Raw genomic sequence first — 16,795 nt, forward strand, 5'->3', positions numbered from 1 at the left:
CTAGGAATGCAGTGCGGTCTTCGTCTGACTCGCAGCAGATTGACTCAAGTGCTCTTTCATTCGCGCTAACTCTGTACCCGCAAGCATCATAATTCCAATCCCATGGTTGTCGTTGGTGACTGTCAGGAGATCCTTGTTGTAATACTCTGCTGTGAATGCGTATCTCGATCCACTACATACCCCATGTACATTACCTTGACGGTCAATCGCATACTTCGTTAACCCACTCCATGCCTGCTCCGCCGCTACAATATAACGTTCAGGATGATGGAACCATCCGAATCGAACACCTCGGGAAAATCCGTAGGTAAACATAGCTGTACACGATGCCTCCAGATACGTATCTGCATCATTCAATACCTGGTGCCATAACCCGCTCGGGTCTTGAAGTGCAGCATACCCCTCACATAGTTCATTATAAAAATCAATCAAAGCTGGGCGATCCGCATGCCCTTCAGGAAGAGCCTCCAGCACCTCCGTTAACGAGAATAGTGTCCAACCATTTCCCCGCCCCCACGGTACTCGTGTCGCTTGCCCATATTTGAAGTCATATACATGGGACATGATTTTGTAATCAGACATAAATAGATACTTTCGGTATAACAAAAACTGTCTAGCCGCCTCATCCAGAGCTGCTGTATTTCCCGTCAAGCGGGCATAACGAACCAGAAACGGTGTGCTCATATACAGATCGTCCGCCCACATCGTATTCTCGGCATATTCCCCAGTGCACTCGCGGTAAAAAGCACCATCCTCCTGGCGTTCCAATCGAGATAACATAAAATCAGCAATCCGTGCAGCAATCGGTAGGGCTGTTGGTTCCTGATGCTCTGAATACGCTTCCAGCATAGCTGAGCCAAACGAACCACAATTGTCCAACATCTTGAGCATCACCAACTGTTGGTTCACTGCCGGGAATCCGTACTGCTCCCGATCCCACAACGAATATTCGTACATCCGAGTACATGTCTGCACATGTTCAACCGCATACCGCGTAATATCCGGTCGCTGTAAATGACGGCCAGCCTGTAACAAGCCATATACGGTTACACCAAGTGGATAATCCCAACGCCCATAGTTGGTCACGCTACCTACCGTCCACTTATTGCTAAGCATCGCATTCTCATAGTACGGACGTACCCAAGCATCTGGACGATCCAGCCGCCAATACGTTTTCTCCTCTGGTAAACGATCGGATGGGGATGACCCTGTTGTTCCCGTTGCGTACACCTTGTCGAATCGATCCATATCCTGCGCCGCCGGTTCAGATCCAGCCTTGAACGGCCCAGCATATAACCATGATTCTCCGGACACACCGTGTACTCGCTGCGGCAGTTCGAACTTTAATTCTTTTCCATTTACCGAGGCCGTTAATGTAAATTGCCACGGCGTCTCAGCATCGCTACATTCACTGCACACCAACAATTCGCTCCGTCCAAAAGAAGCATCCACTTCCTCCGTAAATGAACCTGCTTCTGCAAGCCGGATTACTTCTTCACCTTGATACCACACTTGGATCGAACCAGAGCAGGTTCCAGATAATTGAACCTTCGCTCCTGTCGCATCGTTGTTGTTCAGACGAGTTCTTGCATACACCCGATGGCCAGGAAGATGTCCATATATACGCTCCAGAGTAGGCATGACTTGTTGGGCTTCTGACCACTCGGGGTTAGGGAACCACGTCAGCCCAGTATCCTGTTCTTTTCCTATTAAATTCAGCGCAGTTTGCCCACCACCAGATGAGTTTAGTGATACCGAGATATCCTGGTTAGTGAGATTGGAATATACCCAACCTGCTTGCCCCAGTCTTTCTTCAAAAGGAGAAAGTACATTCAGAATGCGAACCTTACCCTCGTCAGATCCAAATTGACACCCAAAACCAGCAGGGGTGCAGCTCATTTGTAACAGCAACGTGTTCCAGCCTGGTTTAATATCAATTCCCAATTTCACCGTTGCGTCTGGGGTAATTTCATCTATAACTGTAGAGCGGTACACGAGTTGCTCATTAAAATAAAATCGAACGGGACCATAACACCGGATAAGCACATCCAGGTTACGGTCTTCATCCCCCCAGACCAGCGCTGCAGCGTAAACCGTCTGCCCTTTCTCTGCTTCTGGAAAGCGTTTACCTAAATTCAGATCATACAACCCTTTATCATTCTGCATAATGCCCGACTTCTGAAATAAACGATATACGAAATCCGCTTGGGCATTGGCTCCAATATATCGCTCAGCCAGCACTTTCAATACCTGATCCTGATCATCCCCGAAACGATAGTACATGCTCTGTGGTTCACTGAAATAGGTTGTCATGAAATGCCCACTTTCCTCTCCCGTGGAATAAAATTATAAGTATGCTGGGGAAAAAACACATTAAGTATAGCGCTTAACCTAAGTAGGATATCCCCTTGATTATCGATACAATAGATTGCTTCATCGTTTTGTAATAGGTGAATATTATCCCCAGTATACCTGACATGTTTGCTCATGGCTACAGATTTTTGTTTACGCTTACAATTTTACTTCCTACAAGTGCGTGTTCAAAAAGGGCGGTTTTCAGTACCGAGAAGATGGGATGAAGATAGAAATGGAGTAGCGGAGCGTAGGCAAAACTACGTGAGCAACTACATGTTTCCGAAGGAAACGAGCTCCGTAAGCATCCCGCTTATTTCGGCTGAATTCCATCTTCGATGCTGAGATGCTGCTCGTGCATCCTTCGTAATCAAAAGCGAACTTTTTGAACAACCTCTATAAATATTTAAACAATGGTTTAAAAAAAGGAATGCCTTGCCGATATAGGTATTAGACTGGAAATTCCACTTTTTGTATTGGAAAGGAAAGATGAAATTTGAATATGCTTGAATCTTTGGTAAATGCAATGCCTTTTGTCAGTCAAATGTTTCGTGATGATGTATCCATCTCTATTAATGATCATGAGAAAGTTTTATACTTTTCCGAAGCAAAAAGTCTGGATATTGGTGTGAAAGTCGGCGATGAGCTGCATGATGATTATAAGAATTTCAAAATGTTAGTTAACAAAGATACACGTACCGTGGCACGGATGCCTGGTGATCTGCAAGGTAGACCGTTCGACGCGATTCTCATTCCCATTAAAGAGAATGATCAGGTTGTAGGTATCCTCGGTGTAAACTATGCACTGGATAATCACATTACGCTAGAGTCACTAATTACTGAAAATGAAAGTACGATTAACGCCCTCGTTGGTGGCATTCAACAGATCGCAGCACACTCAGAAGAACTATCCGCGACATCAGAAGAAATTCTGCGCAACTCCAAGCAAGCGGTAGAGAACTCGGTCAGTGTAACCAAAGTAACCAATGTGATTCGTGAAGTATCTGAACAAACGAACCTGCTCGGCTTGAATGCTATGATTGAAGCTGCTCGCGTAGGTGATCTGGGGAGTGGCTTCGGGGTTGTTGCGAGCGAAGTACGCAAACTGTCCGATCATACGAAACAAGCGGCGGCTGATATTGAAACCTCCCTCGGTAGTGTTCAGGAGTCCATGAAACATATGGAACAAGAGATTGGTCAGATTACGACAGCAACGGTAGATCAAGCACAGCTCGTAAGTGAGTTCATGGAAAGTATTGATAAGCTGAGCCACACCAGTGCCAATCTCAAAACGTTCGTGCATAAGATGTTGTCGCTCGAATAACCCTAGTTTCGATATGTAGGATTTTCTTGAAGGTTATGTACATATGTTTAGATAGCAAAAAGCCTCCGCCCTCATTCCTTAATTGGAAGTCAGCGGAGGCTTTCGCTTGATTCAATTTAGGTATTCATTTCAATTTCGACAGCCACACCATAGTGGTCGGATACAACAGGCCCATTCTTGCCATTAAGAACAACCGTTGAAGACTTCGCCTGAACAGGACGATTCGAGAAAATATAATCGATGCGCAGTGGCTGACTGTTATTCGCCCATCCAGCAATGGCTTTGACAACGGTTGCGCCATCATCCTTCTGCGCTGCTGTCGTATAGAGATCATGCCAGCCATGACTCATCATATAGTCATACCCCTGTCCACGTATCTCGGCTACATTATTAAAATCTCCCATAATATATAAAGGTTCTTTCATATACGGCGCAAGTTTGCTCTCGGTTAGATCCCATTGCCCCTTGAAAGGCTCCTGCTCGTCATCCCACCAGTTATAATGTCCATTCACGAACCATGCCTCTTCACTATCCGACACCGTCTGGATTCCGACGATTTTGCGTGTTCGGTAGTTGTTGTAATCCCGCATGTGGGATACATATTCCCCAAATGCCTGCGTAATTGGCGTGCGGCTTAGAATCGCCAGTCCTTCATCATATCTGCGGAATCCGACATGGGTAGGAATCCAGGTCCAGTAATACTTTTCAGATAATTGTGTTAGTAGCACATAAGCATAATTGTCTTTTTTGACCACCGTGTCTGAATCTGTGGCAAAATAGTGCTCCAGCTCTGCCGTAGTTAAGGCCTCTTCCTGAATCGATTGGTTGACCTCCTGCATGGAGATGATGTCAAATTGATGTGTATTAATAAAATCAGCCAGTTGGCTGATCTTGTTCAGTTGATCTTCTTCTGCCCAAGCGTGTGCGTTTAAGGTAAGTATTTTCATAAACTCTCTCCTGCCTGATTTTAATGTTAGGTATCGCCTGTTATTGCATGGTTCCTCGGTAGAATACATACCCTAAGCATACACAATACATGCACATTTCGCATACATATGGCTACGATGAACTTGTCTTCATGGAGAAATGCATTCACCAAAAATTGGTTTCATTCACAGAACTCCTGCACGGATTGTCCTATAACTGATATGATATATACATTAAATTCACACCTTTAACGTCAGAACGCGTTGAATGATGAACCTATGATTTCTCCAGGAGATGGAATGATGAACATACCCAATGAAATAATCATGGATGATGCACAGTGGCAACAATTGATTCGTGAAATTGCGGATCATTTCGATAACCTGACCATTATGCGCGGATTCCAATATTATAAACAGAAACGTGTTGGAGCATTAACATTTACGGCGCAGCAAGGCATCCATGCGATGGTACAAGGTACAGAGGAATATGAAGTGCTGCTGAGTATGCAGTCCTTACCTACAAGCTACTGCCCTTGTCCGGTACATTCCCCTTGTAAACATATGATCGCTGTTCTTATGAGTTACGCTGAAAGCATGGGACGTCCTGTTCATGCCATTGTGAATGCCCATTCGAGCACTGCTCTGAAACAATCCGTGAAGCCTACCTCTGCTATATCATCGGTACGCTCGGATTCTGAAACTCATGTACAGGAGCTTGAAATCCCAGACAACTCATATAGCCAAATCAAGGAACAAGCGATGGATCTTGCTCAGCTACCGATTCCGGAATGGCATAAGCTGTTTCGGAACTGTCTCAACCGCCTGGGAACAGGAACAGCAAGTACAAGCTATATACAGGCTGCAACCGACGAGCTCTATGCCATCAAACCCAAGTTATCTTCAGGCATGGATCAAATATTCGATCTACACGTGCATATGTACCTTATGCGCTTCTGTATTCCCAGCCGTAATCCGAACACCAATTCGCCTGTATACCTTAGTTATCCTGCGCAGCTTGCTGTAGATGCCCTTCAGAGAAGTATAGAACAAGAGCTAAATCGCCCAATTGATCTATCCAATCTGACTGACGAGCAGTATGCAGAGCATTGGAAACGGCTCGAAGAAACGGTGACCTATCTTCGGAAGCAGATGATGTCCGAAACGTCCAGCATCATGGCATTTACATCCATCTATCGTGACTTGTGGCTAAACTGGCTTGTGCCTCTTCTACGCCGACAAGATGAGCTAGAAGCTGAACTAACAGCTCTACGCGAAATTGAACATAAATTAAGCGATGACTCCGTTTCTACTAAAACAACCACTGGAAGTGTGCTGAATATGAACCCTAGCAGTTCAGGCACAGGAACGAGCACATCTAATAGAAGACCATCCACGCTTCCACTACCTTTGGTGTTGGCACAGGGCTGGATATACTTTCACCTGAAACGGGATTCGGAAGCTTGGCAGATCTTAACGAGCGGAAGCTCAGCCTATGGCATTCCATCAGAGCATGTACTGCACTATTTGCACGTCCTGGTGGAACAACTGGATTGGAATAGGCTCGGACATTGGCTGGCAGAGCTCGGACCGTTGCTTGCGAATCGGCGCAATGACCCATTGCATGATTACATGCGATTGTGGGACACCGTTATTCAGGAGCTTCCTGAAACAGAAGATACGATGTGGAATACGCTTGTTAGCATGTTGCCCCATTCTCGACCTGCCTATGAGGATGCTCTTCATCGTCGCAGCCAGTGGCGGCGTTGGATCGATTTTCAACTTAGTACGGGGGCGGAGCCACTCGAATTCCGTGTCGCAATACTTCAACCCATCGAGAAAGATGCACCCGAGCTGCTGTTACCTTTCTACCATCAAGCCGTCGAACGTTATATCGGACACAAAAACAGAGACGGCTACAAAGCAGCGGTTAAGTTGTTAAAGCGACTGGCGAAACTATACAAAAAATTGAAGCAAGAAGAACGCTGGGAGCAGTTTATCACGGCTCTCGCAGTTCGTAATAGCAGACTGCGTGCTCTGCAGGAAGAGCTTCGGAAAGGTAAATTAATCTCATGAGCCTTAACCATCCTTACACCGAAACCATTGAAGTTCACGTTGCCCTAACGGGATATGGAGATGCCTTGTTCTATGGTGCACTCAATACCCACCATTTTGTATCCGGACAATCACTCAAGCAACGGTTATTCGCTTGGCATGCTCCTTCGTTCTATGGTACGGAGCTCGAAATCCGCCAGCTTGAAGACATTGAACTTGTAGTGCTGCCCGCAGAAGAAGTGATTCCTTTCTTCGCAGACATGCACACCTTACTGCATATTGAATGGAGATGGGATGAGCAGGCTGCCCATCTGATTCAGCTTGCTCCAGTGCTGGCTTCCACGATTGAAGATCGTAAATATATTCCTAGCTTTGCGGCTCATCGCACAGGGCAACTGCAATGGATCTGGGATTCAGACCGGTTGAAGCAACAGGACCGCGCCGCAATGACCAAAGCCATCGAGCAAACCGATGAGAGCTATACCGAAGGTCTAGGTGCTGCCTATTCTGCTTCCGTATTCCAGCGATGGTACAGCACGGAGGAAGCAGCCACAGATCTGAGACGCGAGTTCCCGCAGCTATTCCCGCAGAATGGGGAACCTCCGCGAACATTTGGCATGGATGCTCAATCATGGCTCGTCTCGATCGGCTGGAAAGCAGATGCTGCACCCTTCCGGCCACTTCTACAATTGCTGGAGCCAGACGATGATGAGCCTTCATGGCGATTACGATTGGTGCTGCAAAACAAGCTGGATGCCGCTTCACTTATTCCAGTGCGACTGGATTCACGCGGCCGGCTTGAGGGGGAATGGCCTGAGGGCTGGACAGCCTTCATTCTAGATCGATCTGCCGCATGGTTGGAGCAATTGCGGGCACACCTTCCACGCATTAGCCGTGAGGTCAGTGGTAGCCGTGATGTACTCAGCGATCCACTAGGAGACCAAGAGGCGTGGCAGTTCCTCACGATTGACAGCGGACGACTGCTAGAGTCGGGCTGGCAAGTATTGCTGCCAGGCTGGTGGGAAGCCGCACGGAAGAAAAAACCGAAGCTGCGTGCGAAGGTTAAGCCGGAGGAGGGCAGTGAACGCGGACAGTCCTTCTTCGGACTGGACTCCATCATTCATTTTGACTGGCGCATAGCTATTGGCGACTCAGATCTGACTGAAGAGGAATTCGCTGATCTAGTGGCTCGTAATGAACGGCTCGTTCGTTTTCGCGGAGAATGGGTTCCTCTAGACCCTGCTCTACTTGAGCAGATTCGAAGAGCGATGGGCGGCGTGGATCGGGAGCAAGGTCTTTCTTTCCAAGATATCCTGCACCTGCATCTGTTGCACAATGAACAACGGGAATATCGCAATCAGAAATGGAAGGAAGGACAGCAAGCCGAGGAAGAAGAGCAACCTCAGGCGAATGAGAACATTCAGCTGGAGGTAGAACTGAATGAACATCTACACCGGGTGATCGCACAGCTCGGAGGCGGACAAGGTGGTGCACCTTCCCTACCTATTCCGGAAGGGCTACAGGCTGAACTTCGTTCCTATCAAAAGGAAGGATTCGCATGGCTTGGATTCCTACGCCGGTTCGGACTCGGTGCTTGTCTTGCCGATGACATGGGACTCGGTAAGACGATCCAGTTCATCACATATCTGCTGCATCTGAAGGAAAATGAACCACGTTCTCCAGGGCAAGCACCAGCGCTTCTCATCTGTCCAACATCCGTACTGGGTAACTGGCAGAAAGAGATCAGCCGATTTGCACCTTCTATAAACGTGATGCTGCATTATGGAGCCAAACGGCTTAGTGAAGAAGCATTCCGCTCAGCTACAGAGCAGGTGGATATCATTATTACATCCTATGCCACAGCAACGCTCGACCAAGAAATGTTGCAATCTTATAACTGGGCATCGATTTGTCTTGATGAAGCACAAAATATTAAAAATGCTCAAACGAAACAATCTATGGCCGTCCGTAGTTTCCCTGCGAAGCACCGCATTGCACTAACCGGTACACCGATCGAGAATCGATTGGCTGAGCTGTGGTCGATCTATGACTTTATTAATCCGGGTTATCTGGGCAGTGCAAGAGCATTCCAGACCCGATTCATTAGTGCCATTGAGAAGGATAAGGACGAGCAACGTATGCAGGATCTGCAGCAATTAGTGAAGCCGTTCATGCTGCGCCGTAAGAAAAAGGATCCGAATATCCAGCTTGATCTACCGGACAAAAACGAGATGAAAACGTATATTCACCTTACCGGTGAACAAAGTGCTCTATACGACCAATCCGTTCAAGCCCTGATGGATAAGATGAAAGAACTGGAAGGCATTAAACGCAAAGGTGCGATCCTCTCTGCACTAACGCAACTGAAACAGCTCTGTGACCATCCATTGCTGCTGACCAAAGAGGCTCTTCCAGAGACCGTGACATCGGATGACTCAGGTGTAACATATGACGTGTACAGCCCACAAGACATGGCAATGCTCATTAGCCGATCTGCCAAGCTAGAGCGGTTGATGGAGCTAGTCCGTGAACTGCGAGAAGAGGGTGAACGCTGCCTTATCTTTACCCAGTACATTGGTATGGGGCAGATGCTACAACAGGTGCTGCAACAAGAGCTGCAGGAACCGGTATTGTATCTGCATGGTGGAACCTCCAAAACAGGACGAGATCGCATGATCGATCAGTTCCAGTCACGGACACTTCCTGCATCAGAACAGCCATCTGTCTTTATTCTTTCGATTAAAGCCGGCGGTGTGGGTCTTAATCTGACGGCGGCCAATCATGTATTCCATTTTGACCGCTGGTGGAACCCTGCCGTTGAGAACCAAGCCACTGACCGAGCTTACCGAATGGGTCAGACCAAGGATGTTCAGGTGCACAAGTTCATCTCCCTGGGCACACTTGAGGAGCGGATCGACGAGATGCTCGAGAGCAAGCAGCAGCTTAGCGACAATATCATTACTAGCTCCGAGAACTGGATAACAGAGCTCTCGACAGATGAGCTGACAGATCTATTCACTCGCCGGCGGGACTGGTCAGGATAACCTATCGTTATGTTTATTTCGTTTCACATCAGACGATGGAAGTAGGACATATATAGCTTCAGCTTGGCGAAACATGTGAAGAGGTAGCATTTATCATCGTGAATATATCCCAAAAAAAGAGCGAAGCACGGAAATTGAATTCCGTCTTCGCTCGTTTGGGTTATAACCAGAACCGGGCTGTGAATTCTCCACCCCGCCTAGCTACAGATATTATTGCTGAAACACTTCTCGCTTAACGCATGTTACCGATGATGGAGGATCTAGAATCTTGCATTTTCTTAACGAAATTGGTCATCACTTCAAAAGCTTCGTTGCGTTTGTTAGACATCGATTGCAAACGAAGCATGTCCATTTGCTGTGTATTGCTTGCTGCATCAATTTGGTTCTTCAGCTGCTGAGCCAAAGCCTCATCACCATTTTGTTGCGCTGCCTGTAATTGCACGTTCAGTTCTGTCATCTGCTGATACCGATTCTGTACTTCTTGAATTTGCGTCTGCAATTGGGCATCCAGTAATCTAGTACGCTCTTGCTGAACCATCATCAGCGCAGTCTCAATGTCCATTTTGCTGATGTCGATCGCATTAATGCTCGAAGTGTTCGAGTTAAAGATTGCGCTCGCTGAAGCCGAGCCAACGATCGATACTGCTGCAATAGCAGCAACCATTGTCGAAGTGAAGAATTTGCCAGTCCGTTTCATCTGATTTCCTCCGATTGGATATGTAATATGTACCAATATGGTACGGTTTTCTTCGATATTCTATATCAAAAGACCTAGTTGTACAATCCATTTAAAATTAAATTTAAAATGTTTGGATCAACCTATCCCGTAACCATCCTGTACTTACATTTTCAGATGTATTTCAACCTAATTGGTTACCAAAGTACCCGCATTACATCGTTCGTGATAGCTGTTGAATCAACTCTTGAATATGTGCTTTTACAGGCTGATCATCAACAGATTTAATGAGCTCTGGATTCAATAATTGATTCTTCTTCATTAGATAGAAATCATACAGCGCTTGACGAATAGTCATATCATACATAATTGAAAAGGTTGGTTCGGCCACTCGGCGAATGACTGCCTCATCCTGGATCATGTACAGAATGGGATTAATTCGATTAAATACCCCACGCTCCATCCCCTCTTCAAAAAAGTGACATAACTGCTCACTATGATGACGTAATGCGGTCGAGAACCCCTCAAAAATATGAGGATACAGCTTCTTCACATCACTCCAGAAAAATTCAGGCAGATATAACACATGCGAAATGGAATGTTGATACGCAATCTGGAAGCGACGTTCGAATGGAATTGAGTCATCCTTCATCATAGTTCTAGAATCATGAATTTCTTCGATATAGTCCTCCAAAATATTCTGGATAATTTCCTCTTTGGAAGAGAAGTATTTATATAATGTCGCCTTGCTAATATCCATATGTCTGGCCACGTCATCCATTCGAAGCGAACTGATCGGTGTGGTACGTAGCACGGGAATCATCTTGGTCAAAAATTTCTGCGAGTTCTCCAAACGTTTCATGGAGTGCCCTCCTCTATATACATTCAAATTTCCCATCCCTGTTGTTATTGCTCCAATAGCAACTGATTCACGGTGCACAAAATAGGCGATATATAAAGTATAGCACGGAAAGACGAAATAGATATATTGTACCAACTAAACTGTTTTGGGTATTTTAGTTTACTTTGAAATTTAGTTATGATATATTTAGGTCAATTAGTTTTACAAAATTATATTTCACACAACTTAAATAACCGCAAATTATACAGGAGGTTTTCTTTATGAAAAAAATATTAGTTGTCCTGACCAATGTGGATAAATACGCAACAAAGGATGAGCCTACTGGCTTGTGGTTGAGCGAAGCAACTCACTTTATTGAGGAATTCGACCATAATGACAATGTTCAGATTGATCTAGTTAGCCCACTGGGTGGCAATGTACCGCTCGATCCGAAAAGTCTGGGTGATTCTCTAGATGAAAGTACCAAAGCCTATTATGAGAACGAAGCATTCATGAACAAATTAAAAAATACATTGAAGCCAAGCGACGTGAAATCCAGTGACTATGACGCAATCTACTTCACAGGTGGACATGGTACGATGTGGGATTTCCCAGATAATGCTGAGCTGCAAGAGCTTTCTCGTGAAATCTATGAAAAAGGCGGCGTAGTTTCCGGCGTGTGCCACGGTGTTACAGCCTTGCTTAACGTGAAGCTGTCCAATGGCTTGCTGCTGATCAAGGACAAAACGGTTTCCGGCTTCACCAATGAAGAGGAAGCACTGGCACAACAAACCGACTACGTTCCTTTCTTGCTGGAAGACGCACTGAGAGAACGTGCAGGTCGTTACGAAAAAGCCGCTGCATTCAGCTCTTATGTTACTACTGACGGTCGCCTAGTTACGGGTCAAAACCCGCAATCCAGCAAAGCTGTAGGCGAAAGCGTCAAAGAATTGCTTGGTCTGTAAGTCTGAAAACAGTACTAAACCTTCATCTCCCCCATGTGTTTATATAGATGAACCAATGCCAAACAGCACGTTATCCATCTTCTCAAGACGGATAACGTGCTGTTTCATTTTATAAACTTAAATTATTGGCTTTTACTTACTCGCTCGATTTATTTGCCGCTATCGAAGCCTTTATTCCTGCTCCTGCCAGTCGCTTCACAATATAAGGAACAGTCAGCGAGGTCAGAATCACAGCAAACGCGATCTGAGCAATGGCTGTATCCACATACGGTGCATATGCCGGATTGAATTCCGCTGCCATCGACGGTACAACCATGGATAGTCCAGCAACCGAGCATGTTGCCGCAGCCGCATAACCTGGACGTCTCAACATTGCCCGATCAACGCCAATGAGCGGCAGCATGCAGATCAGCATAAACAACACGGTAACCAACAACCCGGACAGACTGGACTGAAATGCAATACGCAGATCAATGTTGGACCCGAAGCTTGTACCCAGGAAAGGTAGCAGAATCAGTGTCCCCGGTGCGAACATCTTCTGAATATTACCGTCCAGATTACCAAGCAAGATACCAATGAGAAAAGGCACCAGTGTAGCCAGCACACTGAGCAGATCTATACCTACCCCGCTCGCCGAATTCAATATCATGACCGGAATAACCGGAACAGCGATTAGATTCAGAATACCAAACGCGGCACGATCCACATCATCTCCGTATGTGTTCATCAAAGCCAGATATAATCCCGGGTTACAGCTGGTTAGGACAGCGATAAAAGCTACTGCAGATACACCGCCAATGCCACTGATTCCGAAGAAATGTACGAATGCCCAGCCAAACAGCACACTGATGAGAATACGTGAGGCACAGAGCACACCCGCTCTCTTTAAGGTCACCAGGAGCTGTGATAGGTTCAGCTGTGTGCCTGATACCAGCAAAATCATGCCAATGAGCACCATGGTACCCTTGGACGTGAACAGTGCTGTGGTGGGATCACCAATCTGAAAGAATGACGGGAACACCGTGTTGATTACAGCGGCGAGCATCATAGGCACGATAAGCAAGCCGCCGGGAATTTTCTTAATACGACCCAAAATATTCATGGAAGGTTACAGCTCTGCTCCGTTGGTACGGATCACATTCTGATACCAGAAGAAAGAATCCTTCCGATATCTTTTTAGCGTACCGTTGCCATAGTCGTCTTGATCCACATAGATAAATCCATACCGTTTGCTCATCTCGGACGTACCTGAACTAATCATGTCGATTGGCCCCCACATTGTGTAACCCAGCACCTCAACCCCATCCGCAATAGCGAGTCCCATCTGTTCGATATGCTTGCTCAGAAAATCAATGCGGTATGGGTCGTTGATCGTTCCGTCTTCATTGAGTTTATCGTAAAAGCCTGAGCTATTCTCTAGAATGAAGACAGGCTTCTGATACCGGTCGTAGACCAGATTGAGCGTATAGCGCAGACCAATCGGGTCAATCTGCCAGCCCCATTCGTTCGCAGGCAGATGTGGATTTTTGTACACACTGTGCACGTTACCTGCTGTTAATTCGAGCTGCTCGGTATCACTGCTGGATATCATCGAATTGTAATACGACATACCCACGAAATCAGCCGTATGCGCCCGAATGCCCTCTAGATCGCCGTCTTCGATGTTGAGCTGAATCCCTTTGTTCTTGAAATACGTCTTGCTGTAATAAGGATATTCGCCTTTATTCAATACATCCAGATAGAACTGGTTCTTCATCTGATCATCCTGCTGCATCTGGAGCGCATCCTCCGGCTTACAGGTATAAGGATATGTTGTAAAATAAGCCACCATGCTGCCGATCTGATTATTCGGATCAATCTCATGAGCCATCTTAGTCACTCGGGACGCGGCTACAAATTGGTGATGCAAGCCTTGGAACAGCATTTCCTCATAATTAGGAGCATCATAATCAATAATTCCAAGCGTCTTGGCAGAAGCTTTAACACTCATATTGATCTCGTTGAACGTCACCCAATACTTTACTTTGCCCTTGTAGCGATTGAACAGCACGTCGCAGTAGTTCACATACAGATCAACCAACTTACGGTTATACCATCCGCCGAACTTGTCCATCAGGACAATTGGTGTGTCAAAGTGGCTAATCGTAATCAGAGGCTCCATCCCATGTTTTAGAACTTCATCAATGACCTGATCGTAGAATGCTAGCGCCTTTTCGTTCGGAGCAGCATCATCACCACCAGGAAATACTCTCGCCCATGCAATGGAATAACGGAACACTTTGAAGCCCATCTCGGCAAACAAGGCGATATCTTCCCGGAAGTTATGGTAAAAATCAATCCCCCGGCGCTTCGGATATTTCACGACATCCGGGTCATTCTTAGCTTCTTCGATCATCTCACGGTTAACTCGAATCTGCTTAGTCACCTTGCGATCATTCTTCTCATTAAACTTCATCACTTCTGGAATGGTCAGCGTTTTGCCATCTACGTTATATGCACCTTCAGCCTGACAGGCCGATAGGGCACCGCCCCACAAGAAGTCTTTTGGAAAATTGGAATTTGTCATTTCAGTTTCCTCCTGTTACGTTTTGTTAAGTTATTTACAATGTTATGGGATCAACTTGATCAGTGCTTCACTTTCCCGAATTGGGCCACTGGTTGCTGTAGTTAGAACATCTCCATACTGCTGCATATTGGTTACGACAATAGACGTGATGGTGTTATAACCTGCGGCTGTAATGCCGTCGGGATCAAATTCCACCAACAAATCACCTGCCTTGATGGCCTGACCCTGTTGAATATGAGCGTTAAAATATTTTCCCTTCAGACTGACGGTATCCACCCCGATATGAATGAGAATCTCAACTCCATTCGCCGCCTTCAAACCAATGGCGTGTTTGGTACGATAAAGTGCCTCAACCACACCATCAAATGGAGCGTACACTTTACCCTCTGTTGGAACCACGGCAATGCCTTTACCCATTAGCTCTTGTGCAAAAGCCTGATCCTCTACCTCGGAGATCGGTTTAACCTCCCCTGTCATTGGACTTACGATCAGCATGTCTGTCGATGTCGCATCCTGAGAAGAAGTGACTGCGGAAGCCTGCTCTGTCGCCATTACGGACTGTACGCCATCTACTGCACCATTAGCTGGTTGCTTCGTTGTAGCTCCCGCGTTGTCTTCTTTAATGCCCGCAATCAACGTGAACACAAATCCCAGTACCACTGCAGCAATACAGCCAATAACGACATATATATAACGGTCAGATGTGTACGTGCCCAGTGCCAATACCCCTGGAAGGGCAATCGCGTTGGCCGTTGTATGCACCAGGCTGTAGAATCCACCAACCAGACCTCCAGCGAGACATCCTGCGAAGAATGGGCGTTTGTATTTCAGTGTAACCCCATATATCGCCGGTTCAGTAATACCGAACAATGCTGTGAAACCACTTGATCCCGCTGCGGATTTCATGGTTTTGCTCTTTGTTAGGAAAAAGACACCGAAAGCTGCGCCTGCTTGAGCCAAGTTGGCCGCGAGTGCTGTTGGCAACAAGACAGTTGCCCCCAATGTAGCCACTTGTTGAACCTGAATGGGCATAATGGCATAGTGCATACCGAACATAACCATGATTGGTTTGAAGAATCCAAGGATAGCCCCCGCCAGAACACCTGCGGTTGAGAATAACGAGTTAATTCCATTCGTGAGCCAGTCACCAATATGTGAACCAACCGGTCCAAATACAATTAACTCCAGCGGAATCATAATAAATAGGACAATCATTGGTGTAAGCAAAACTTGCAAAAACTTAGGAATGACACGATTCACGAGTGGATATACGTAGCTCATAATCCATACCGCCAGAATAATCGGAATGACGGAAGATGAATATTTCATGAGAAGGATCGGCATACCCAGGAAATCGATTGTACTTACACCTGTATCAGCAATCTGAGCAGCAGCATTCAAGATCGTTGGATGCATCAGACCCGCAGCAAGCGCTACTGCTAGGTATGGATTGGTTTTGAAACGATGTGCTGCACTAACTGCCAGGAAGAATGGCAGGAAATAAAAGATCAGATCACCAATCATGTTAATGATCGTGAGGAAGCCTGAACCTTCAAGCCATCCCATCGCAGCCATGACGGTGGACAAACATTTGATCATCCCGCAGCCGACCAAGGCCGGCAGTACAGGTGTAAATATGCCCGCAATGGTCTCAAGTACGACATTGATCGGATTGCGTTTTTTCTTCGGCCCACTGCTCTCTGCGGATGGTTCTGATCCGCCAATGCGGTCAGACGTTAAACTTCTCACTTCATTGTAAACAGCGTCCACTTTGGCACCAATGACGATCTGCACCTGGCCGCCGGAGTTCTGCGCGCGAAGCACACCCTCGAGCTGATCCAATGCTTTTAGATCTGCCTTGTTATCATCCTTTAATACAAATCGTAACCGGGTTGCACAATGTGTCAGACCCGAGATATTTTGTTCCCCACCAACAAGATCAAGCACGTTTTTAGCTAAGTCTTTGTTGTTCATGACCCTTCTCCTCTACATCGAAAATTAACATGATTTTAAATGTATATAAAAAATGACCAAGCCGGGGAATCG

11 protein-coding genes are annotated in these 16,795 nt (G+C 46.3%); 4 read left to right on the plus strand and 7 right to left on the minus strand.

The window, feature by feature from the left end; translation table 11 throughout:
- Complete coding sequence (locus MH215_RS22935; RefSeq protein ID WP_239293493.1) at positions 1 to 2,313, minus strand: glycoside hydrolase family 88/105 protein; 2,313 nt, start codon at positions 2,311 to 2,313, stop codon at positions 1 to 3.
- Positions 2,314 to 2,854: 541 nt separating this feature from the next.
- On the opposite strand from MH215_RS22935, the gene MH215_RS22940 reads away from it, so the two are divergent.
- Positions 2,855 to 3,676: a methyl-accepting chemotaxis protein gene (locus MH215_RS22940; protein ID WP_239293572.1), complete on the plus strand. Its 822-nt coding sequence runs from the start codon at positions 2,855 to 2,857 to the stop codon at positions 3,674 to 3,676.
- Positions 3,677 to 3,792: 116 nt separating this feature from the next.
- Here the strand turns inward: MH215_RS22940 and MH215_RS22945 are convergent, their stop codons facing one another.
- The gene (locus tag MH215_RS22945; RefSeq protein WP_239293494.1) at positions 3,793 to 4,623 is read right to left on the minus strand and encodes an endonuclease/exonuclease/phosphatase family protein; all 831 of its coding nucleotides are present in this window, start codon (positions 4,621 to 4,623) and stop codon (positions 3,793 to 3,795) included.
- Positions 4,624 to 4,902: 279 nt separating this feature from the next.
- Here MH215_RS22945 and MH215_RS22950 point away from each other — a divergent pair, with 279 nt between their 5' ends.
- A complete protein-coding gene (locus MH215_RS22950) occupies positions 4,903 to 6,678 on the plus strand; it encodes an SWIM zinc finger family protein (protein ID WP_239293495.1) in 1,776 nt (591 codons plus the stop codon).
- A complete protein-coding gene (locus MH215_RS22955) occupies positions 6,675 to 9,701 on the plus strand; it encodes a DEAD/DEAH box helicase (protein WP_239293496.1) in 3,027 nt (1,008 codons plus the stop codon). The genes MH215_RS22950 and MH215_RS22955 overlap by 4 nt, the downstream gene beginning before the upstream one ends.
- A gap of 232 nt (positions 9,702 to 9,933) precedes the next feature.
- Here the strand turns inward: MH215_RS22955 and MH215_RS22960 are convergent, their stop codons facing one another.
- Positions 9,934 to 10,398, minus strand: coding sequence for a hypothetical protein (locus MH215_RS22960; RefSeq protein ID WP_239293497.1), 465 nt, complete (start codon positions 10,396 to 10,398; stop codon positions 9,934 to 9,936).
- 193 nt (positions 10,399 to 10,591) lie between these two features.
- Complete coding sequence (locus MH215_RS22965; RefSeq protein WP_239293498.1) at positions 10,592 to 11,239, minus strand: TetR/AcrR family transcriptional regulator; 648 nt, start codon at positions 11,237 to 11,239, stop codon at positions 10,592 to 10,594.
- 260 nt (positions 11,240 to 11,499) lie between these two features.
- On the opposite strand from MH215_RS22965, the gene MH215_RS22970 reads away from it, so the two are divergent.
- Complete coding sequence (locus tag MH215_RS22970; protein WP_239293499.1) at positions 11,500 to 12,183, plus strand: type 1 glutamine amidotransferase domain-containing protein; 684 nt, start codon at positions 11,500 to 11,502, stop codon at positions 12,181 to 12,183.
- A 136-nt stretch (positions 12,184 to 12,319) separates the two neighbouring features.
- On the opposite strand, the gene MH215_RS22975 is transcribed toward MH215_RS22970, so the two are convergent.
- From MH215_RS22975 to MH215_RS22985, 3 genes are read right to left on the minus strand one after another with little or no spacing between them, the layout of a single operon-like run.
- Positions 12,320 to 13,285, minus strand: a complete 966-nt coding sequence (locus tag MH215_RS22975; RefSeq protein WP_239293500.1) for a 2-keto-3-deoxygluconate permease — start codon at positions 13,283 to 13,285, stop codon at positions 12,320 to 12,322.
- 6 nt (positions 13,286 to 13,291) lie between these two features.
- Positions 13,292 to 14,749, minus strand: coding sequence for a glycoside hydrolase family 1 protein (locus MH215_RS22980; protein ID WP_239293501.1), 1,458 nt, complete (start codon positions 14,747 to 14,749; stop codon positions 13,292 to 13,294).
- 42 nt (positions 14,750 to 14,791) lie between these two features.
- Positions 14,792 to 16,723 (minus strand): beta-glucoside-specific PTS transporter subunit IIABC, encoded by a 1,932-nt coding sequence (locus tag MH215_RS22985; protein WP_239293502.1) that lies wholly within the window; start codon positions 16,721 to 16,723, stop codon positions 14,792 to 14,794.
- Positions 16,724 to 16,795: the final 72 nt, after the last annotated feature.

The sequence above is a fragment of the Paenibacillus sp. ACRSA genome (assembly GCF_022346845.1).
Lineage (GTDB): Bacteria > Bacillota > Bacilli > Paenibacillales > Paenibacillaceae > Paenibacillus.